This window comes from Pseudarthrobacter sp. RHLT1-30-1 (genome assembly GCF_059383415.1).
Genome location: NZ_JBWZCG010000013.1, coordinates 39,500 through 54,921, shown reverse-complemented (window position 1 = coordinate 54,921; position 15,422 = coordinate 39,500). Strand labels below are relative to the sequence as shown.

13 protein-coding genes are annotated in these 15,422 nt (G+C 67.1%); 4 read left to right on the top strand and 9 right to left on the bottom strand.

The features are described 5' to 3' along the window. Positions 1 to 82: 82 nt before the first annotated feature. The 6 genes from AC50YM_RS11235 to dinB form a co-directional block, all read right to left on the bottom strand. Positions 83 to 1,879, bottom strand: coding sequence for a peptidoglycan D,D-transpeptidase FtsI family protein (locus AC50YM_RS11235; RefSeq protein ID WP_494957026.1), 1,797 nt, complete (start codon positions 1,877 to 1,879; stop codon positions 83 to 85). 42 nt (positions 1,880 to 1,921) lie between these two features. Then, on the bottom strand, positions 1,922 to 2,632 hold the full coding sequence (gene ftsL, locus AC50YM_RS11230) for a cell division protein FtsL (protein ID WP_494957025.1): 711 nt from the start codon (positions 2,630 to 2,632) through the stop codon (positions 1,922 to 1,924). Beyond that, complete coding sequence (rsmH, locus tag AC50YM_RS11225; protein WP_494957024.1) at positions 2,629 to 3,627, bottom strand: 16S rRNA (cytosine(1402)-N(4))-methyltransferase RsmH; 999 nt, start codon at positions 3,625 to 3,627, stop codon at positions 2,629 to 2,631. Before rsmH ends, ftsL begins: the two co-directional genes overlap by 4 nt. A 189-nt stretch (positions 3,628 to 3,816) precedes the next feature. After that, positions 3,817 to 4,245, bottom strand: a complete 429-nt coding sequence (mraZ, locus tag AC50YM_RS11220; protein WP_226761014.1) for a division/cell wall cluster transcriptional repressor MraZ — start codon at positions 4,243 to 4,245, stop codon at positions 3,817 to 3,819. A gap of 442 nt (positions 4,246 to 4,687) precedes the next feature. Then, complete coding sequence (locus tag AC50YM_RS11215; protein WP_494957023.1) at positions 4,688 to 5,062, bottom strand: SCO2097 family morphological protein; 375 nt, start codon at positions 5,060 to 5,062, stop codon at positions 4,688 to 4,690. Between the two features lie 399 nt (positions 5,063 to 5,461). Continuing rightward, positions 5,462 to 6,787: a DNA polymerase IV gene (dinB, locus tag AC50YM_RS11210; RefSeq protein ID WP_494957022.1), complete on the bottom strand. Its 1,326-nt coding sequence runs from the start codon at positions 6,785 to 6,787 to the stop codon at positions 5,462 to 5,464. Between the two features lie 73 nt (positions 6,788 to 6,860). Between dinB and AC50YM_RS11205 the strand changes: the two genes are divergently transcribed. Both AC50YM_RS11205 and AC50YM_RS11200 read left to right on the top strand, forming a co-directional pair. After that, complete coding sequence (locus tag AC50YM_RS11205) at positions 6,861 to 7,406, top strand: hypothetical protein (RefSeq protein WP_494957021.1); 546 nt, start codon at positions 6,861 to 6,863, stop codon at positions 7,404 to 7,406. Next, entirely contained in the window at positions 7,403 to 8,497 is a 1,095-nt protein-coding gene (locus tag AC50YM_RS11200; protein ID WP_494957020.1) for a polyprenyl synthetase family protein, read from the top strand. The genes AC50YM_RS11205 and AC50YM_RS11200 overlap by 4 nt, the downstream gene beginning before the upstream one ends. Before the next feature lie 109 nt (positions 8,498 to 8,606). On the opposite strand, the gene AC50YM_RS11195 is transcribed toward AC50YM_RS11200, so the two are convergent. Then, positions 8,607 to 8,960, bottom strand: a complete 354-nt coding sequence (locus AC50YM_RS11195; protein WP_494957019.1) for an Rv2175c family DNA-binding protein — start codon at positions 8,958 to 8,960, stop codon at positions 8,607 to 8,609. Between the two features lie 356 nt (positions 8,961 to 9,316). Here AC50YM_RS11195 and AC50YM_RS11190 point away from each other — a divergent pair, with 356 nt between their 5' ends. Both AC50YM_RS11190 and AC50YM_RS11185 read left to right on the top strand, forming a co-directional pair. Then, positions 9,317 to 10,711 (top strand): lytic transglycosylase, encoded by a 1,395-nt coding sequence (locus AC50YM_RS11190; protein WP_494957018.1) that lies wholly within the window; start codon positions 9,317 to 9,319, stop codon positions 10,709 to 10,711. Between the two features lie 125 nt (positions 10,712 to 10,836). Beyond that, entirely contained in the window at positions 10,837 to 12,951 is a 2,115-nt protein-coding gene (locus tag AC50YM_RS11185; RefSeq protein ID WP_494957017.1) for a Stk1 family PASTA domain-containing Ser/Thr kinase, read from the top strand. Positions 12,952 to 13,064: 113 nt separating this feature from the next. On the opposite strand, the gene AC50YM_RS11180 is transcribed toward AC50YM_RS11185, so the two are convergent. Together AC50YM_RS11180 and AC50YM_RS11175 are read right to left on the bottom strand one after the other, a co-directional pair. Beyond that, the gene (locus tag AC50YM_RS11180; RefSeq protein WP_494957016.1) at positions 13,065 to 14,498 is read right to left on the bottom strand and encodes a class II 3-deoxy-7-phosphoheptulonate synthase; all 1,434 of its coding nucleotides are present in this window, start codon (positions 14,496 to 14,498) and stop codon (positions 13,065 to 13,067) included. A gap of 79 nt (positions 14,499 to 14,577) precedes the next feature. Further along, positions 14,578 to 15,321 (bottom strand): lysophospholipid acyltransferase family protein, encoded by a 744-nt coding sequence (locus AC50YM_RS11175; RefSeq protein ID WP_494957015.1) that lies wholly within the window; start codon positions 15,319 to 15,321, stop codon positions 14,578 to 14,580. Between the last annotated feature and the right edge of the window lie 101 nt (positions 15,322 to 15,422).

The following is a 15,422-nucleotide window of genomic DNA, read 5'->3' as shown; positions in this document are numbered from 1 at the left end:
GCGCTGCGCACGGAGTGATACTCCGGCCCGCAGGCTCAGGTTCCCGTTACAGGTTCGTGGTGGTGGTGCTGGTTCTCGGGCGCTACTTGGCGAACTGCGGCAGCCGGACGGGTTCGCCGCTGGACGGCTGGATGTTGAACGTCCGCAGCGCCTGGCTCATCACGGACCGGAACACCGGACCGTTCGAGATTCCGTAGATATCGCCTTTCGGCCGTTGCAGCACCACTTCAACAATAAACCGAGGATCGTCCATCGGCGCCATGCCCACCATCGATGCCGTGTAGCCGCAGAACCCGGCGGTGCCGTCGTCGCAGGGTGATTGCGAGGTGCCGGTCTTCGCGCCGACCCGGTAGCCGTCCAGCGCCGCTTCCTTGATCTGGCCCTCCGTGACGGCACTCTCGAGGATGTCCCGGACCTGTTTGGCGGTGTCCGGGGAAACGATCTGCCGCGGGTCCTTCACCGGCACCTTCTCCTCGGTGCCGTCGGGGTTGATGTAACTGTCGATCAGCCGCGGCTGGAGCATCACGCCGTTGTTCGCGACCGTTTGGAAGGCCCGCACCGTCTGGAGCGTGGACTGCGAGACGCCCTGGCCGAACAGCACGGTGTACTGCTGGCGGCCGTCCCACTCACTGGGCGGGGTCAGGATGCCCGCGGCCTGGGCGGGAAGCCCGATGTCCGGCGCCTCCCCGATGCCGAACTTCTTCAGCCAGTCGTAGCGCTGGTCCTTGCTGAGCCGTGAGCCGGCCATGACCGTGCCGGTGTTCATCGACCAGCCCAGGATGCCGGCCAGGGTCCGCTCCTCGGTGCCGTGGCTGAAGGCGTCGTTGAACGTCTGACCGTCCACGGTGTAGGACGACGGGATGGTGAACGTGTCCAGCGGGCTCGACTTGCCCTCCTCGATCAGGGCGGCGGCCACGACCATTTTTTGCACGGAGCCCGGTTCGTAGGCGGCCGTCACGGCCCGCACTCCGCGGTCCTTTGCGTCGACCTTGCCGGGGTCGTTGGGGTCCGGGGAGTTGGTGTCCGCCATGGCGACGATGTTGCCGGTCTTGATGTCCTCGACGATGACGACGCCCCACTCGGCGCTGAGTTTGTCCCGCTGGCTCTGGATGGCCTGCTGGGCGAAGTACTGCAGGTCGGAGTTCAGGGTGAGCTTGATGTCCTTGCCGTTAACGGCAGGCGTCAGCTGGTCCACGCCGACCGGGATGCGCAGCCCGTCGGCGCCGATTTCGAAGAGCCGTTTGCCGGGGGCGCCTTTGAGGATCTCGTTCTGGGTCTGTTCGAGGCCGGCCTGTCCGGTGGCGCCGTCCTGCAGGAAGCCGACGATCCCGCCGGCCACTGAACCGTTGGGGTAGACGCGTTTGCTGGTGCCCACGGTGACGATGCCTGGGATCTGCAGTTTGGAGATGCGGTCTTCAACGTCGGGCTTCAGGTCTTTGGCCACAATGTAGTAGGGCTGGTCCCCTGTGAGGGCCTGCCTGACGGTGGCCGTGTCCATGCCCAGCAGCGGGGCCAGCTCGGAGATGCCCTCGTCCCGGGAAACCTTGACCAGCTCCTCTTTCGCCTCGTCGAACCGGCGGAACGACTCGGTCTTGGTGTTCACGCGCTGGTCCACGACGACGTTGTAGCGGATCACGCTGCTGGCCAGGACGGTTCCGTTGGCATCCAGGATGCTGCCGCGTTCGGCCGGAAGCTCGATCGGCGTGAGCCGGTTCTGCAGGGCGGCTTCAGCCATGCCCCCGACGTCGAGGCCCTGGACCAGGAAGAGTTTTCCGCCGACCACAAGCAGCAGCGTCAGCATGACACCCAGGCCCAGCCGCAGCCGCCGGGTCGCGCTCGGCGCCTTCGGCTTGCGTGCCCTGCCGGTGTTCTTTGCCACGATGTTTCCTTGCTGCTTGCCTGGCTGGTGGTCCGTCCTGCGCTACTGTCCCGGGACCTTCTGTGCCGGCGCCGGAACCGAACCCCCGTGGAGTTCAACAGCCGGCGGCGCGGGAACCGCGGCCGGAGCTGCCGGGGCCGCCTCAGCGCCGGTGGCAGCAGTTGCGGCCCCGGGCGCGGTCCCGGCGCCGGGAGCAGCGTCCGCTGCGGCGGGAGCAGCGGCGGGCTTGCGGTTTGCGAGCGGCTCGTAGGCGGTGGCGGGAGGAACAACGCTGAGCTGGCCGGCAACGGCGGGCGCTGCGATGACGGCGCCCGGGGCGTCGCCCTTCACTGCGGGTTTGGCCTTGCCGGTGACAGTCAGGGTGGAGAGGTCGATCTGGCCCTTGGCGGTGGCTGCGACCATGCCCAGTTCGGTGGCTTTGGCTGCCAGGTTCTGCGGGGCGTCGAAGTTCTGCACCTGCTGGGTCAGGTCCTGGTTCTGCTTCGTCAGGGTGGACTGCTGGCCGCGGAGCTGCACGAGCTGGTACTGCGCGGTGGAGACGGAGATGTTAAGGACAAGCACCGCCATGAGCGCCACGGCCAGCAGGCCGAAGCAGAGCACGACGAACGGGGCACGGCGCTTGCGCGGGGCCGACCGGACCAGGGAGAGCGGCGTGCGCGTCTTCCGGGTGGGGCCGGTGCCGGGGGTCCCGGGCAGGGCGCGGGCCGTTGCGGTGGTGGCAATGGGGAATCTGCTGACAGCGGCGGTGCTCATGCGGCCCTCCTGGCTTTGATGCGTTCCACTGCGCGGAGCCTGGCGGAAGCGGCGCGTGGGTTCTCGGCGATTTCGGCTGCGGTGGGCACTTCGGTGCCCTTCGTCAGGGACTTCAGTTCGGGTTTGTGCTCTTCCAGCTCCACCGGGAATCCCAGGGGGGCGGAGGATTTGGATCCGGACTGGAAGAAGCCCTTCACGATTTTGTCCTCCAGCGAGTGGTAGGACATAACGACAACGCGGCCGCCGACGGCGATCGCGCGGATGGCGGCGGGGACGGCGCGTTCCAGGACGTCGAGTTCCTCGTTGACCTCGATCCGGAGCGCCTGGAAGGTGCGCTTGGCGGGGTGGCCGCCGGATTTTGCGGCTCCGGCCGGCACCACACCACGGATCTGTTCAACCAGCTCGCCGGTGGTGCTGAAGGGCTTCGCGGCGCGTGCGGTGACGATCCGGTTGGCGATGCGGCCGGCGAACTTCTCCTCGCCCCATTTCCGGATGATCCGGACCAGGTCCTCTTCGCTGTAGTTGTTCACGACGTCGGCGGCGGTCTGTCCGCGGCTGGTGTCCATGCGCATGTCCAGCGGAGCGTCGAAGGAGTAGGCGAATCCGCGCTCCCGCTCGTCGAGCTGGAGCGAGGACACCCCGAGGTCCATCAGGACACCGTGGACCTCCGCGAAACCGAGGTCCGCCAGGACTTCGGGGATCTCGTCGTACACCGCGTGGACCAGGTCGATCCGGTCGGCGAAGGGCTGGAGGCGGGCTCCGGCGAGGGCCAGGGCTTCCTCGTCGCGGTCGATGCCGATCAGGTGCAGGTCCGGGAAGCGCTGCAGCATGGCCTCGGAGTGACCGCCCATTCCGAGGGTGGCGTCAATGACCACGGGGGTCTCGCCGCGGAGCCGCGCCGCCTCGAACCCGGGCGCCAACAAATTGATGCACCGGTCCTTGAGGACCGGTACATGCCGTTCGGACGTGGGCTTTGACGGGTCAGGGTCTGTCATGCCTGCGTCCTTTCGTTGTCCGGCCGGTTCCTGGAGTGCGGTGCTGGCTGCGCGTGCCGCTTCTTGATCCAGATCCCCATCCGCGCCTATCCTGCGTCCGCCTGGCTCCGGGGAAGTGAGCCAGGAAAACAACCGGATGGGCGGCTGGAGATCTCGGTCAAGAATCGTGCAGTGCTGCCGGGGTGGGGCTCAAAAGATCCCCGGTATGGCGTCGTCGGTCTCCGAGAAGGCCGTTTCCTTTTCGGCGAGGTACTCGTTCCAGGCCTGGGCGTCCCAGATCTCAGCGCGGGTTCCTGCACCAATGACGGCGAGTTCCCGGCCGAGCCCTGCGTACTCCCGGAGCGCCGGCGGAATCGTCACGCGCCCCTGCTTGTCAGGTACCTCGTCGGAGGCTCCAGAGAGGAAAACCCGGATATAGTCCCGAGCCTGCTTGCTGGAGAGTGGAGCCTCCCGCATTTGCTCGTGAACCCGGCCGAATTCCGCCTCACTGAAGACGTAGATGCAACGTTCCTGGCCCCTCGTGAGGACCAGTCCCCCGGCAAGTTCCTCGCGGAACTTCGCGGGAAGGATGATTCGACCCTTTTCGTCCAGACGCGGCGAATGTGTGCCGAGAAACACGGCCCACCGCCTGTCTGTTCGTAGGAAAGCCCAACGTCCCCCGTGCTGCCACTACCCTCTTACGTCCTCCACATTACTCCACATCCCTCCACAGTCAACGACACGCCGAAGCTTTCTCCGCCGACTTCCGGGACCGGGACCGCCCGATTCGTTGTTCTGACGGGGAATCAGCCCTGGTGGTGCGCAGTGGAGGGATTGGGGAGGGCCGCGGCGTTCCGCCGTCCGGAGAGGCGCGAACCGGGGGCCGGTGCAGGCCCGGCGGGGGTGCGTGTCGGTCCGCGGGGGCTGTTGTGGGGCGTCAGATCGGTTGGCACTGCCGCGAGGAGCCGTGGTCAGCCGGGCTTAACGGCAAAAGACCCGCCGCAGCGGGTCTTTTGTGCCGCCGGCGTCGTGCCGGTGGTTGAAAGTGGAGGAACTCCAAGTGGGGTTCGGCAGGGGCCGGTCAGGACTCCCCGCGGTGCCTCTCGTCCCAGCGTTCCTCAAGGTTGCTCATGAACGAGCTCCTGGGCTTCCCGGACTTCCGGGCCGGACCGGCAGCGTTGGCTTTGCCGGCGGCGGCTCCGCGCATGGTCGCGTAGTAGACCCCGGCACCCATCACCACGAAGCCAAGGACGCCGACGAAGATGTTTTGGATCGTCACGCCAAAGAGCAGGAGAACGATGCCTGCCAGGGTGGCCAGGACGCCGATCACCAAGTGACGGGTTGACCATGAGCGTCCCGCGTCCGAGCCCATCGAGCTGGCGAACTTGGGATCGTCCTCATGCAGCTGCTTCTCAAGTTGCTCCAGCAACTTCTGTTCGTGCTCCGAGAGCGGCATCACGACCTCCTTAAGTCGGCCAACGTCCAGACTGACGCGGCCAGTGTCCCTAAACCCACAACGTGCGGGATTCCCGTGTGGTTCCCAATTCCCGTCGTTGGTCGAATTGGGTCTTCCACGGCCCCCACAGGGGAGTTCAACTGGTCCTGCATTAGTCCGAACGCTCGATCCAGTCGTTCTAAATCTACGTATAACTAAGGATAGTTTGTTGCGCCCTGTTCTGAAAGATGCCGAACGTCCCGTTGACTTCTCCAGGGACTCCGTTCACTTCTTCAACGGGTCCGGCTGCCCTCCATGGGAGGTCAGCCCGGGGTCAGCGGGAGTGTTCCCGGGGTCAGCCGGGAGGGTTCCCGGGGTCAGCCCGGAGGGTTCCCGGGGTCAGCCCGGAGGGTTCCGGGGTCAGCCCGGAGGGTTCCCGGGGTCAGCCCGGAGGGTTCCGGGGTCAGCCCGGAGGGTTCCGGGGTCAGCCCGGAGGGTTCCGGGGTCCAGCAGCCGCGCCGGCAGCACCGATTTGCTGCCGAACTTCCGGGTCACCTGGTCCAGAACCTGCTCGGCGGCACGCCAGTTGTCATCCCGTCGATCAAGGCTCAGCTGCAGCGGCGCCTCGGCTGCCTCCTCGAGCTGTTCGGCCCGGATCCCCACGAGCCGCACGGTCATGGGCCGGTCGCCGAGTGACTCCAGCAGCTGGACGGCGACGGCGTACAGCAGCTGGGCGCTGTCGATCGGGGTGCTGACGGTGCGGCTGCGTGTGATGGTGGAGAAATCCGCGTAGCGCAGCTTGAGGGCGACGGTGCGGGCGTGCATACCGGCGCCGCGGAGCCGCTCCGCGGTCCGGTGCGACAGGCGCAGCAGTTCCCGGTGCAGCAGCACCTCGTCCGCTGTGTCCACCGCGAAGGTCTCTTCCGCGCCGATGCTCTTCTCCAGCCGGACCGGGGTTACCGGGCGGGGATCGATGCCCCACGACAGGCGGTAGACATGTTCGCCGGAGGCGCCGAGCACCTTCCGGAGTGACGGCAGCGGGGACGCCGCGACGTCGGCGACGGTCCGGATACCCTTCCTCGACAGCACCTCAACGGTTTTGGCCCCGACACCCCAGAGGGCGCTGACCGGCAGGCTGTGCAGGTACGGGACCGTCTCCTCCGGAGAGATGAGCAGCAGTCCGTTCGGCTTGCACCGGGTGGAGGCAATCTTCGCCACAAACTTGCTGGCGGCAATCCCCACCGAGGCGGTGATGCCCAGTTCGCTGCGGACGCGGGTGCGGATGAGTTCGCCGATCTCCCGGGGCGGGCCCAGCCGCCTGATCGCCCCGCCGACGTCCAGGAACGCCTCGTCCACGCTGAGCGGTTCCACGAGATCGGTGATCGAACCGAAGATCTCCATGATCTGGCCCGAGACCTCGTAGTACAGCTTGTGCCTGGGCTCAATGACGACGGCGGAGGGGCACATCCGCATGGCAACCACCATCGGCATCGCGGACTTCACGCCGAAGCGCCGTGCTTCGTAGGAGGCCGAGAGAACGACGGAACGGTCGGCGGGGTAGCCCACGATGACGGGCTTTCCGACCAGCGCCGGGCGGCTGCGCAGTTCGACGGAGACAAAGAACGCATCCATGTCCACGTGCATGATGCTGCTCCGCCGGAGCTCGAGGAGTTGCGCTTCGCCGAGACGTTGGGCGGCGCCCCGCGGGGACTGCTCCCGCTGCTGTTTATTCTGGTCCGGCCCCACGACTTCAATCCTATGCCCCGGGACTGACTAAACTGGAGGCTGAATCCGGCGTCAACACCAGGAGGAAGTCCCTGTGAAGGTATTAGGACAGCGCGAACGCGCTGCGGCAGCTGTACTGGCGGCGGGAGCGCTGTTGGCTGGCCTGGCCGCGTGTACGCCCGCCAACCCCGGGACGGCCCCTTCCTCGGCGGCATCGTCCACCGCGGCTGACTCGGCTGCGCCGTCGGACCAGCCGTCCACGACGGCGTCGGCCAGCCCCTCGGCTGAACCCGGCACCTCGGCCACCGTCGGCGCCATGGTTCCCGGGTTCCCGGAACAGCTCCTGCCGGTGATGCCCGGAGCGAAGGTCGTCTCCAGCAGCTTTGACAAGACCACAACACCAGCGACCGTGGCGCTGGTGGGCAGCATCTCCGCCCCGTCGGCCCAGGTGCTCGCCTTCTATACCCAGCATCTGACGGGCCAGGGCTTCACGGCGGTTCCGGGGGAAACAGTGGGAGCAGTGCCGTCCAAGGACTTCCTCCGGGGTGACAACGAAACGGTCAATATCTCGGTGCTGGAAACCGCAGGGGTGTCCACGTTCACCATCGGCGCGAACGTCGCCGCCGAGTCCGTCAAGTGACCGTCGCGGAGCAGCTGCGGCTGGAGCAGGCTGCCTACGTGGCGGCCGTCGCCGGGAAGCTCACCGATTTCCTGACCACCCGGCAGTCGGTCATGTCCTCCATTTCCACTGACATCGACCCGCTGATGGGATCGATTTCAAACCTGGTCACCGGAGGAAAACGCCTGCGGGCTCTCATGTGCTACTGGGGCTGGCGCGGCGCCGGCGGTGAGGCCGGAGCCAACGAGATCGTGACAGCCGGTTCCGCACTGGAGCTCTTCCAGGCGGCGGCCCTGATCCACGACGACATCATTGACCGCTCCGACACCCGCCGGGGCGGCCCCAGCGTGCACCGGCGCTTCAGCGAGCTGCATCAGACGCAGGGCTGGGCGCTGGACAGCGAACGGTTCGGACACGCGGCCGCCATCCTGACCGGCGACCTCTGCCTGTCGTTCAGCGAGGAATCGTTTACCGAAATCGGGCCGAGTGCCGCAGCCGGGAGCCGCGCACGGCTGATCTTCAACCTGATGCGCGCCGAGGTCATGGCGGGCCAGTACCTCGATATCCTCGAGGAAGTCGCCGGACCCCGGCGGGACCGCGCCGGAGCTGTCAGCCGCGCCCAGTCCATCATCCGCTTCAAGTCCGCCAAGTACTCCACTGAACATCCGCTGGCGTTGGGTGGCGCCCTGGCCGGTGCCCACGACGAGCTGCTCCGGGGCTACTCGGCGTTTGCCCTGCCGCTGGGCGAGGCGTTCCAGCTCCGCGACGACGTCCTGGGTGTCTTCGGCGATCCCGTCACGACCGGCAAACCGGCGGGAGACGACCTCCGTGAAGGTAAGCGGACGGTGCTGATCGCCTTTGCCCTCGAACTGGCCGGTCCGGCCGAGTCAGCCTTCATTGACGCCAAGCTGGGCAGCCCCGGGCTGGGCGATGCCGACGTGGACGAGATCCGGCGCATCATCGCCGATTGCGGCGCTCTGAAGGCCACCGAAGTCCTGATCGAGGATTTTGGACAGTCCGCCTTCTCCGCCCTGGATCTCCTGCCGCTGGACGAACTGCCCAAGACGGCGCTGCGGAGGCTGGCCGAGGCCACGGTCAGCCGCGCAGCCTGAACCGCTGCCACAGCGGCCTGGAACCAGGGCAGGCCCCGCACCTTGTGGTCAAGGTGCGGGGCCTGCCTGGTTAAGAATGTGGATAAGGGGCCGGGTGCCCCGGTGAAGGCTACCAGGCCAGGGACTGCGCCCGGCGCCGGATTTCTGTTTTCCGCCCCTCGCGCAGGGCGTCAATCGGACGGCCGCGCAGGGATTCATCCGGCGTAAACAACCAGGTAATGAGTTCCTCGTCGGAATAGCCGGCGTCAGCAAGAACAACGATCGTTCCCTTAAGGCTCTCGACCGGATGGCCGTCCTGGATGAATTCTGCAGGAACGCAACGAATCCGGCGTTCACCAACGCGCAATGCGGCCAGGGCGCGTTCGTCAAGGAACGCATGAACCTTAGTAATCGAAACGTTCAGCAGCTGTGCGACATCGGGCAGGGGCAGCCATTCGCCCACAAGGCTTTCTACATTACTCACGGATCAAGATTGCCATGCCGGGAGCCTTGGCGCCTAGTCAGGGCCCGCCGGCACGGGGCAGACCGAGAAGCAGGTACCTGCTGCCAGAAGCAGACGAAGGCGGACAGGACGTAGCCAGCGGGCCGGGTGCCGGCCGAAAGGTCCGGACAGTGCTGCCCGTCTCCGCCCGGATACCGCGGCCGACACTCCCACAACGCCCGTTTGCTGAAGGTGAAACAGTTCTTGTGCTAAATCACAATTCGTGAGAGATTCTCATGGACCACATTTGTAACAGCAATAACATGAGTCACACTGTTAACATCACTAATGCCGGCCAGACCCGCAGCGTTCACGCGCTGAGAAGAGGACCTTTCCCCATGACGACCTCACGTTCGCCAAAGCACACTGCGAGGCCCAGCCTGCCGATGATTGCGGCAACGACGGCGGCCTTGCCCGCCGTCGTCCTTTCTTCTTTGGCGATCGCCCAGCCAGCCATGGCGGAATCGCGTCCGCGGGCCATTCCCGCCACCCTCGCTGCAGCCATGCAGGCCCAGGCCCAGAGCGCCGCGTCGCAGGCATCTGCGTTGATTCCGGCCGGCTCCGTCCCGGCGGCTGTCCCGTCCGCCTTCCGCCCCGCCCAGGTGACCGCCCCGGCCGAGTACACGATCGCCCGCGGGGACACGATCAGCGGCATTGCCGGCAAGTTTGGCCTGGATACCCGCGCCGTCCTGACGTTGAACGGACTGCAGGCGAACACGCTCATCTACCCCGGGCAAAAGATCAAGCTCGGCGGCCCCGACGCCGCCCCGCAGCCGGCTGCTCCGGCTCCGGCCGCGCCGGCTCCGTCGGCTTCTGCCGGCAGCGTCTACACCGTGAAGCCGGGAGACACCCTCAGCGCCATCGCGGCCCGCCACGGCGGCAAACTCTCCGAGGTCTTCGGCTGGAACGGGCTCAACATGGGCTCCATCATCCGCCCCGGCCAGCAGATCAAGATCGGCGGAGCGGCGGCACCTGCTCCAGCGGCACCCGCTCCGGCGGCTCCGGCCCCGGCCGCCCCCGCCCCGGCGGCGCCGGCGGCGACCCCGGTCGCCGCCTCCGGTTCCTACACCATCAAGTCCGGCGATACCCTCTCCGGAATTGCGGCCAGGAACGGCGTCAAGCTCGCCGACATCCTCTCCGCCAACCGCCTCACCATGAGCAGCATCATCTACCCCGGCCAGAAGCTGGCGCTTCCGGGTGGATCCATCGCACCGGCATCCACCCCGCCCGCCGCGACGGTGACGCCGCTGGTCCCGAGCAGCTTCCTCGGTTTCACCTACCCGGCGGCGGTCGTCAACTCGGCCAACCAGAACAAGGCCCTGCTGAACGCTTCACCGGTGCCCAGCCGGGACGAGATGAAAACGATTGTGGCGGACACCGCCCGCCGCATGGGGGTCGATCCGTCGCTGGCTCTGGCCTTCGCCTACCAGGAATCCGGCTTCAACCACCGCTCGGTCTCCCCGGCCAACGCGATCGGCACCATGCAGGTCATCCCGTCCTCGGGCGAGTGGGCCTCGGACCTCGTGGGCCGTCAGCTGAACCTGCTGGACCCCTACGACAACGTCACCGCCGGCGTCGCGATCATCCGCCAGCTCATCCGCACCAGCCCGGACCAGGACGCGGCCATCGCCGGCTACTACCAGGGCCAGTACTCGGTCAGCAAATACGGCATGTACGACGACACCAAGCAGTACGTGGAATCCATCAAGGCACACCAGAAAAACTTCGGCTAAAGCAGACCGGGACACCCGCAGCCGCGGTGTCCACCCGCTCCGGCGCAAGCCCCGGAGCATAACGATACGGGTCCGGATCGCATTTTGATTCGGGCCCGTTTCCGTGCAGCGATTAGGATCGTATAGTGCAGGATTATTCGTCGGACCCGCTCGTTGGCACCCTGGTGGATGGCCGGTACCTGATTCAGTCCAGGCTCGCCAGCGGGGGGATGTCCACCGTCTATGTGGCGACCGACCGGCGGCTGGAGCGTGATGTGGCGCTGAAGGTACTGCATCCGCACATGGCCGGCGACCCGCAGTTCCTTGACCGGCTGGGCCGCGAGGCCAAGGCCGCGGCCCGGCTGTCGCATCCGCACGTCGTCGGGGTCCTCGACCAGGGCGAGGATGACCGGTTGGCCTACCTGGTGATGGAGTACATCAAGGGCCACACCCTCCGCGACGTCCTCAAGGACCGGGGCGCCCTCCCGCCGCGCCTGGCCCTGGCGCTGATCGATCCCGTCGTCGAAGGACTCGGGGCCGCGCACGACGCCGGCCTCATCCACCGCGACATCAAACCTGAAAATGTCCTGATCGCCGAGGACGGGCGGATCAAGCTGGGCGACTTCGGACTGGCCCGCGCCATTTCGACGTCGACAAGCACCGGCGCGCTGATCGGCACGGTGGCATACCTGTCCCCCGAGCTCGTGCTGGGCCGGCAGGCCGACGCCCGGAGTGACATCTATTCGGTGGGGATCATGCTGTACGAGATGATCACCGGGCAACAGCCGTTCGACGGCGAGGTGCCCATCCAGATTGCCTACCAGCACGTCAACTCCGCCGTGGGCGCCCCCTCGGAGCTGGTGCCGGGACTGGCTGCGGAAGTCGACGAACTCGTCCAGTGGTGCACCGCCAACGATCCCGACAAACGCCCGGTCGACGGCAACGCGCTGCTGTCCGAACTCCGGCACATCCGGACGAACCTGAGCGACGCCGAACTCGACCTGCAGCCGCCGGCCGCGCGCTCCCACCTGCCTGCGGCACGTCCGCCGGTGCCGCCCACCCCACCGCCCCGCCTGCCCGCCGGTCTCCCGGATCCGCGCACCGGACACGGCGCCACCGAAGTTCTCGGCGGCCGCCAGCAGCCGACCGAGTTCATCACCCGCGGCAGCAACCCCACCACGGTGATGTCCGCGGCCCCGCGCCGCCCCGGCTACGGCCCGCTGGCCGCGCCGGATGAGGCACCGTACGCGGACTACCACCCCGGGAACGCCGCCGTGCCCAGCAAACGGGCGCAGCGCAAACACGACCGCGACGACGTGAAGGCGCGCCAGCGGGCCGCGGCCACCCCGGTCCGCAGCCTGCGCGATGGCAACCCCCGGCGCCGTGGTCTGCTCTGGATTCTGGTGCTGGTCATCGCGGCACTGCTGGCCGGCGGGGCCGGCTGGTTCTTCGGCATGGGACCGGGCTCCCCCGGCACGATTCCGGCCCTCGCAAACAAGACGGTGGCGGAGGCGCAGCAGCTGCTCCGCACGTCCGGTTTCCAGTCCACGATCAAGGACGTCTTCGACGACGACGTTGCCCCCGGGCTGGTGGTCGGGTCCGAACCCGCGGCCGGCGAGGTGATCCGGAAGTTCGTGCCGGTGTCCCTCGCGGTGTCCAAGGGCCCCGAGCTGTTTGCTCTGCCGGAGCTGGCAGGGAAGTCGCTGGATGAAGCCAAGAATGGCCTCAACGGTGCGGGCATGGCCCTGGGCAAGATCACCGAAACCTACGACGAAACGGCGCCCGCCGGCACCGTCCTGGCGCAGGCTCCGCGCCCCGGTAACCCGGTCCGGCACGGCACTCCGGTGGACCTTACCGTGTCGAAGGGACCGAAGCCCATCCCGGTACCGGACGTCCGCGGCCAGAAGCAGGCAGACGCGGTCGCTGCCATCGAAGCCGCCGGGCTGAACGCCGTGATCGCGGCTGAGAGCGTCAACGACCGGAAGGTGCCCAAGGGCGCTGTCGTGGCGCAGGATCCGGCCTCGGGGAACCTTACCCGGGGCGGCACCGTCACCCTGACTGTTTCCAAGGGGCCCAAACTCGTGGAGGTCCCCAGCTACATCGGCGAGCAGGCAGACAAGGCCCGCAAGGCCCTGGAGGAACTCGGTTTCGAAGTCCGGGTGAACAACATCCTCGGCGGCTTCTTCGGTACCGTACGGGACCAGGACCCGGTGAACAAGAAGGTTCCGGAGGGCTCCGTGGTCACCCTGACGGTGGTCTGACAGCCCTGGCTTCCGGTGTTGCCAGGCGGTGCCGGCCAACAAAAAAACTCCGCCCCGGCTGATCCAGCCGGGGCGGAGCTGTCTGCCGGCCGTTGCCCGGCAGCAGGTGTGTTTTAGTGCTTGGACAGCGCCCCGGCCACCAGGAAGGCCATCTCGAGGGACTGCATGTGGTTCAGGCGCGGATCGCAGACCGATTCGTAGCGGTCCAGGAAGGACTCCTGGTCCACCGGATCGGCACCGCCGAGGCACTCGGCAACGTCGTCGCCGGTCATCTCGACGTGCAGTCCGCCCGGGACGGTGCCCAGCCCGTGGTGGACCTCGAAGAAGCCACGCACCTCGTCAATGACGTCGTCGAAGTTCCGGGTCTTGTAGCCGTTCGGCGAGGTGACAGTGTTGCCGTGCATGGGGTCCGTGACCCAGAGGACCTGGGCGCCGGAAGCGGTGACCCGTTCCACGATCGGGGGCAGCTTCTCGCGGATGTTGCCGGCACCCATCCGGGTGATGAAGGTCAGGCGTCCGGGTTCGCGGTCCGGGTCCAGCTTGTCGATCAGGCGCAGCGCGTCGTCGCCGCTGGTGCCCGGCCCCAGCTTCACACCGATCGGGTTGCGGACCCTGGAGAGGAAGTCGACGTGGGCGTGGTCGAGTTCGCGTGTGCGCTCACCGATCCAGAGGAAGTGCGCGGACGTGTCGTACGGGAATCCGGTGCGGGAGTCGATCCGGGTCAGCGCGCGTTCGTAGTCGAGCAGCAGGGCTTCGTGGCTGGCGTAGAACTCGACCCGCTTGAGCGCCTCGAAGTCGGCCCCGCAGGAAGCCATGAACTTGATGGCGCGGTCGATATCGCGTGCCAGCGACTCGTACCGTGCGTGCGCCGGGTTCTCGGTGAAGCCCTTGTTCCACTGGTGCACCAGCCGCAGGTCAGCGAAGCCGCCCTGCGTGAAGGCGCGGATCAGGTTCAGGGTCGAGGCGGAGGTATGGTACGCCTTGAGCATCCGGCTGGCGTCGTGCGCGCGCGATTCCGGGGTGAAGTCGTAGCCGTTGACGATGTCGCCGCGGTACGCCGGCAGGGTGACGCCTTCGCGGGTCTCGTCATTGGAGGAGCGCGGCTTCGCGAACTGTCCGGCCATCCGGCCCATCTTGATGACCGGCATGGCCGCACCGTAGGTGAGGACGACGGCCATCTGCAGGATGGTGCGGACGCGGGCGCTGATCTTGTCCGCGGTAGCGGCTTCGAACGTCTCGGCACAGTCGCCGCCCTGGAGCAGGAACGCCTTGCCCTGCGCCGCGGCGGCAAGCCGCTCGCGAAGGATGTCCACTTCGCCGGCGAAGACGAGCGGCGGAAGCACCGACAATTCCTTGATGGAGGCGTCGAAGACGTCGTTATCGGACCAACTCGGCTGCTGGGACGCGGGCAGCCCGCGCCAGTGGTCCAGGCCGGGATAGTTCGCGGCACCGCTCTGGGCGGTGCTGGTCAGGGCAGAGCCCGCCAGCGGCGAACCACTCCGGGAACTGTTCAGGGGGAAGGCCGTAGCCGCAGATAGCTCAGTCACCCTCTTAGGATAGTTGCCCCGGCGGGGATCGACGGCCCGGAGCCGTCATTGACTGCGCGGGCGCCGTCACACGGTCCGCTCAGACACTCCCGGGTGCTGCCGGACCGGTGCCGGCGGAGCCGTCCTCCGGAACCTCGGTGACCTTCCCGGCGAGCCGGAGCTTCACGACGGCGGCGTACTCGTCGACGTATTCCTGGCCGGAGAGGCGCATCAGTTCGTACATGATCTCGTCGGTTACGGACCGCTGGATCAGCCGGTCGTCCTCCATGCCGTAGTAGCGGCTGAAATCCAGCGGCTCGCCGAAGATCATTCCGATGCGCCGGATGTTGGGCATCCGCTTGCCGATCGGCTGGACTTTGTCCGTCCCGATCATCGCGACCGGGATCACGGGGACGCGGGCCTGCAGCGCCAGCCGCGCCACCCCCACCTTGCCGCGGTACAGCCGGGAGTCAGGGCTGCGGGTGCCTTCGGGGTAGATGCCGAGGAGCGACCCGTTTTTCAGCACGTCCATGCCGGCATCGAGCGAGCGGGCTGACGCCGCCCCGCCGGACCGGTCCATCGGAAGCTGGTTGGTGAGCCGGAAGAACGTGGCCGTCAGCCTGCCTTTGATCCCCTTGCCGGTGAAGTACTCGGATTTGGCGAGGAACACCACCGGCCGGGGCACCATCAGGGGCATAAAGATGGAGTCGGAAAACGAGAGGTGGTTGGAGGCCAGAATCGCGGCGCCTTCGGCGGGGACGTTGTCCAGGCCCTTGACCCAGGGCCTGAACAGTGTTTTCAGGACAGGTCCGAGAACGAACGTCTTCATGAACCAATAAAACACGTGGCGAACCTCTCCGGAAGGCGTCTGGCGGGCCCCGCAGCGGAACCGGCCAGCACTGCAATGACACCCTACTCTAGTGAGTTTCGTCCGGAACAGTGACA

Coding starts and splice junctions, on each gene's coding strand:
- AC50YM_RS11190 (WP_494957018.1), top strand. CDS start 9,317: ATGACGACCTCACGTTCGCCAAAGCACACTGCGAGGCCCAGCCTGCCG.
- rsmH (WP_494957024.1), bottom strand. CDS start 3,627: ATGACAGACCCTGACCCGTCAAAGCCCACGTCCGAACGGCATGTACCG.
- ftsL (WP_494957025.1), bottom strand. CDS start 2,632: ATGAGCACCGCCGCTGTCAGCAGATTCCCCATTGCCACCACCGCAACG.
- AC50YM_RS11215 (WP_494957023.1), bottom strand. CDS start 5,062: ATGCCGCTCTCGGAGCACGAACAGAAGTTGCTGGAGCAACTTGAGAAG.